Consider the following 3,878-nt stretch of genomic DNA (forward strand, 5'->3'; position numbering starts at 1 on the left):
TCACAATACGTTCTGTCATAACACACATATAAATACGTAGAGCCTTAAGGGGGGATTATGATCACTAACGCACAAACCATTCTCTGTCTTGATCTAGGGACTAAGACAGGCTGGGCGATATGCGGTGCGGATGGTTTTATCACAAGCGATACAGAAGATTTTCAATCACGCCGTTTTGAAGGCGGTGGCATGCGTTATTTACGCTTTAAACGGTGGCTTACTGAACTAAAGAGATATGTTGATGAAATTGACGCGGTGTATTTTGAGGAGGTGCGCCGGCATGTGGGTACAGACGCTTCTCATATTTACGGGGGCTTTCTAGTAACCTTAACAGCGTGGTGTGAACATCATCAGATACCATATGAAGGCATTCCTGTTGGCACAATTAAGAAGGCAACAACAGGAAAAGGCAACGCCTCAAAAGAAGAAATGATTAAGGCGGTNCAACGCCTCAAAAGAAGAAATGATTAAGGCGGTATGTGCAAAAGGACATACACCTAAAGACGACAATGAAGCAGATGCTTTAGCAATTTTATATTTAATGAAAGAAGGGGGCGCGCATGTCTAATGCAATGCCATGGATCAGATTCCATTTGTATGACTGGATAAATGATACAGATAAAATGACATTGGAACAAAGAGGCATTTATATCACGCTTCTTGTTCGCATGTACGATAAAAAAGCACCAATTAAAGAAGATTTTGAAACGCTTGCACGTGTTTGCAATTGTTCACAAAAAAAGTTTGCGACTATTGTCGAATATTTAACGAAGAATAACAAACTTCTCCAAACAGATAAAGGGTTGTGGAATACCCGCGTTGAAAAAGAATTAAAAGAAATCGCATGGCATAAGCACAGGGAGGACAAAGAGAATGTCCAGTAAATTACCTTGGGTACGTAATTTTTATCAAGAGTGGATTATGGACTTTGCTGGCACCGACGCAGCAGAGAAAGCTACTTATAGTACACTCACTGCTCTTATGTATCGAGCCTGTGAACCGATTTATGATGACACTTCTGTATTAGCGCGCGTCGTTGGTTGTTCAGTACGAACCTTTAAAAAATCATTAGAAAAACTTATTCGAAAAAAATTAATTCTTCAATTAGAAAATGGAAATTTATGGAGTGCACAAGTCGAAGAAGAATTAAAAAATTGTAATGAGAATTTAAATAGGCTTTCAGAAAGAGCTATAAAAGCTGCAAATACCAAGAGAAATAAGCAGAAAGATAACTCATCAAGAGAACATGATGAAGTCATGACGACGTCATCACGAGGTCATGATGACATCATGATGAGTTCATCACGACAACACATTAACATAGACAATAACATATATAATAAAAAAACTAATACTATCGTATTAGCAAAAAAAGAAATTGGTTCTGAAAGTTTAGAAACAAACGAACAGGTTGACGAGCCAACAGAGGTTTCTGCTGTTGAAACCACATCAGAGCAAATCACAACGGGTGTAGACAACCAATCTCCCATTCACGAGCAAGAGAACGTTCCCAAAAAAGCAAAACGAGCGCAAGCTAATCGCGGTTGTCGATTGCCTACGGATTTTGAACCCGATTACGATTTTGCCATTGCAGAGGGTTTGCCTCCGGAGCGTGTCAAAGTCGAAATCGCAAAGTTTCGAGATTTTTGGAAAGCCTGTGCAGGAAAGAATGCTATCAAACGTGATTGGCAAGCAACATGGAGAAACTGGGTGCGAAAGGCTATCGAGGTTTTAGAAAAAACAAAAAACACGAACAACAATGGTGGAAACAATGGAAATTACACTCAAAAGCAAAAAAGCATTGGGGAGCGTATCGCAGACAGTCTCCTTGATATCGGAAATCGAGGGTATTTTGAAACACATTCATGCGATGATACCTCCGAGCGGTCCGTTTGTTTTGAAGGAAGGCAGCCAATTAACGAAACAGCAGGAATCGATTGCTTTAGAGGCTGGTGATCAATTGCAAGAGCTCTTCGCAGTGAAAGCAGGTAAAGAGGATATAGCAAAAGCTATTCGCATGCTGTCGTGTGGTTTGAAAATAGCACAACAATCAGACCATGAGGGAATGGCGTTGACCTATGGAATGGTTTTGGAAAATGTTTCTGCATGGTCACTGATGACAGTGGTCAAACGGATTTTATGTGATGAAATAAATTGTTTATCCGATACGTTTTTTCCGAGCACGCGTGAACTTGTCAGGTTGTGTCGTGATTTGGAAAACGATCTTTTGAGAAAAGCCAATTTTGTACGCAATGCTGTTTTGAGATTCCGTGAAAAGGAGTTGAAAGAACAAGCAGAGAAAGAGCATTCAACACCTATAACGCTTGTTCACAAGCAAGAGCTTGAAGAGACTTTAAATGGCATTGGTGGGATAATGAAACGCTTTGGTCCACAGCAAAATAGTGAAAAGTGCTGATCATTTTACGATTAGGCATGTATTTAAATCGATAAAAAGGTACCGTAGGAAATAAATATGTTTACAGATAAGCAGCTAAGAGCCTTGTTTGGTATTATAACTTTTATATTTTTATGTTTTTTAGGAATTAAAAAAAATCCCTACTTTATTCAAAGTATTTTGATATTTGCGTCTATTTCTTTGATAATAATAACAAATATTTTTGTAATTTTATGCAATTCTCATATTCCTTTTGAGTTGCAGAACAATCCAAAATATAAAGATGATGATACAACGGGTTGGGTGAAACTAACACGTGATTTACAACAGTATTTGCACAGACTTTTAAAGCTAATAAGTTTAGCACTTGTCGTTTTAATTTTTCCAAGTAGTTATAAAGAAACGGTCTCTGTGCCTATTATTTCTAAGTACGTGGAGCATAAGCTTTCTTTTTCATTGGATACTGTACTTTGCTACTCAGATATTGCTCTTTGGTATTCTTTTTTAGTTTGTGTATTGTTTCTTATGTTACATACACGCAGTTTAATAAACATATCCATTTACACACTACAGTGCTCAGTTAAAAAGCAAAAGTAAAATTTCCGATTTTATAAAACTGTTCAGATTACGTTGTCTCTTCTCAACGTTCATAGATGAAATCAACAAGAGCATAAAAAACTATCGTGGGCTGCTTGATTTTAAAGAACATGACCTCTAGGTGTGAAGAAAGATGGGCTAAGTATTTCTAAAGATGCCCTACTTGCTCTAAAGGTGAAATATGTGGGATTGGGCTGTTATGCCGAGCTTGCCACAAATCATGCTTTTGTTGCAATTTAAGCCAGAATTCCGCATCATTTAAACCCGCTTTTTCTAACCGTAAAGCTAAATTAATGCTAATCGCCGCATGGCAGTTTAAGACGCGGGATAAAGTTAAACGTGCAACACCAAGACGATTTGCAGCTTCTGTTACTGTTAACCCTAATTCATCAAGCAATTCTTCTTTCAAAATGCCGCCAGGGTGTGGAGGATTGTACATCATAATAACACCTCAAAACTCAATGGTAATCTTGATAATCAACCAGTTCAACGTCTGTCCCAATGAAACGAAAGGTAACACGCCAATTTCCATTGACACGCATTGACCAGTAACCTTTTAAATCGCCCGTAAGCGCATGTAGACGATACGATTTAAGAGTAACTTGTTCAGGCGCGGATATTGTATCTAAAATTACTAAAATGTTTGCTAATTTTTTAGCATGCGCGGGTTGTATGCCTTTGCAGACTCCTCTTTCAAAGAATAATTTCAACCCTTTATGCTTAAAACTAACGATTGCCATATATACCCTCTTGATACTATACACCATGCATTTATGTCAATTGATATTTATCAAAGAGCACCTTAAAACATAATTTTATATGTTAAAAAACAATAATATCATTTTGAAATAATTGAATAAATATGCAAATTATGCTAAGATTTTTC

6 protein-coding genes and 1 pseudogene are annotated in these 3,878 nt (G+C 37.5%); 5 read left to right on the plus strand and 2 right to left on the minus strand.

The window, feature by feature from the left end:
- Positions 1 to 57 precede the first annotated feature (57 nt).
- The 5 genes and pseudogenes from ACFILU_RS08360 (at position 58) to ACFILU_RS08380 (ending at position 2,992) form a co-directional block, all read left to right on the plus strand.
- Positions 58 to 568 (plus strand): annotated as a pseudogene (locus ACFILU_RS08360) (crossover junction endodeoxyribonuclease RuvC).
- Positions 561 to 884, plus strand: a complete 324-nt coding sequence (locus ACFILU_RS08365; protein WP_375675555.1) for a DUF1376 domain-containing protein — start codon at positions 561 to 563, stop codon at positions 882 to 884. Before ACFILU_RS08360 ends, ACFILU_RS08365 begins: the two are co-directional and overlap by 8 nt.
- Complete coding sequence (locus ACFILU_RS08370; RefSeq protein ID WP_375675557.1) at positions 874 to 1,956, plus strand: DUF1376 domain-containing protein; 1,083 nt, start codon at positions 874 to 876, stop codon at positions 1,954 to 1,956. Before ACFILU_RS08365 ends, ACFILU_RS08370 begins: the two co-directional genes overlap by 11 nt.
- Complete coding sequence (locus ACFILU_RS08375) at positions 1,898 to 2,416, plus strand: hypothetical protein (RefSeq protein ID WP_375675558.1); 519 nt, start codon at positions 1,898 to 1,900, stop codon at positions 2,414 to 2,416. Before ACFILU_RS08370 ends, ACFILU_RS08375 begins: the two co-directional genes overlap by 59 nt.
- 57 nt (positions 2,417 to 2,473) lie before the next feature.
- Complete coding sequence (locus ACFILU_RS08380) at positions 2,474 to 2,992, plus strand: hypothetical protein (protein ID WP_375675560.1); 519 nt, start codon at positions 2,474 to 2,476, stop codon at positions 2,990 to 2,992.
- 148 nt (positions 2,993 to 3,140) lie between these two features.
- On the opposite strand, the gene ACFILU_RS08385 is transcribed toward ACFILU_RS08380, so the two are convergent.
- Both ACFILU_RS08385 and ACFILU_RS08390 read right to left on the minus strand, forming a co-directional pair.
- Positions 3,141 to 3,434 carry a HigA family addiction module antitoxin gene (locus tag ACFILU_RS08385; protein ID WP_004856691.1) on the minus strand — a complete coding sequence of 98 codons (294 nt, stop codon included), beginning with the start codon at positions 3,432 to 3,434 and terminating at the stop codon, positions 3,141 to 3,143.
- A gap of 16 nt (positions 3,435 to 3,450) precedes the next feature.
- A complete protein-coding gene (locus ACFILU_RS08390) occupies positions 3,451 to 3,732 on the minus strand; it encodes a type II toxin-antitoxin system RelE/ParE family toxin (RefSeq protein WP_252619286.1) in 282 nt (93 codons plus the stop codon).
- Positions 3,733 to 3,878: the final 146 nt, after the last annotated feature.

Origin of the sequence: Bartonella sp. CL100XZDX (assembly GCF_042195375.1) — a bacterium.
Taxonomy (GTDB): domain Bacteria; phylum Pseudomonadota; class Alphaproteobacteria; order Rhizobiales; family Rhizobiaceae; genus Bartonella.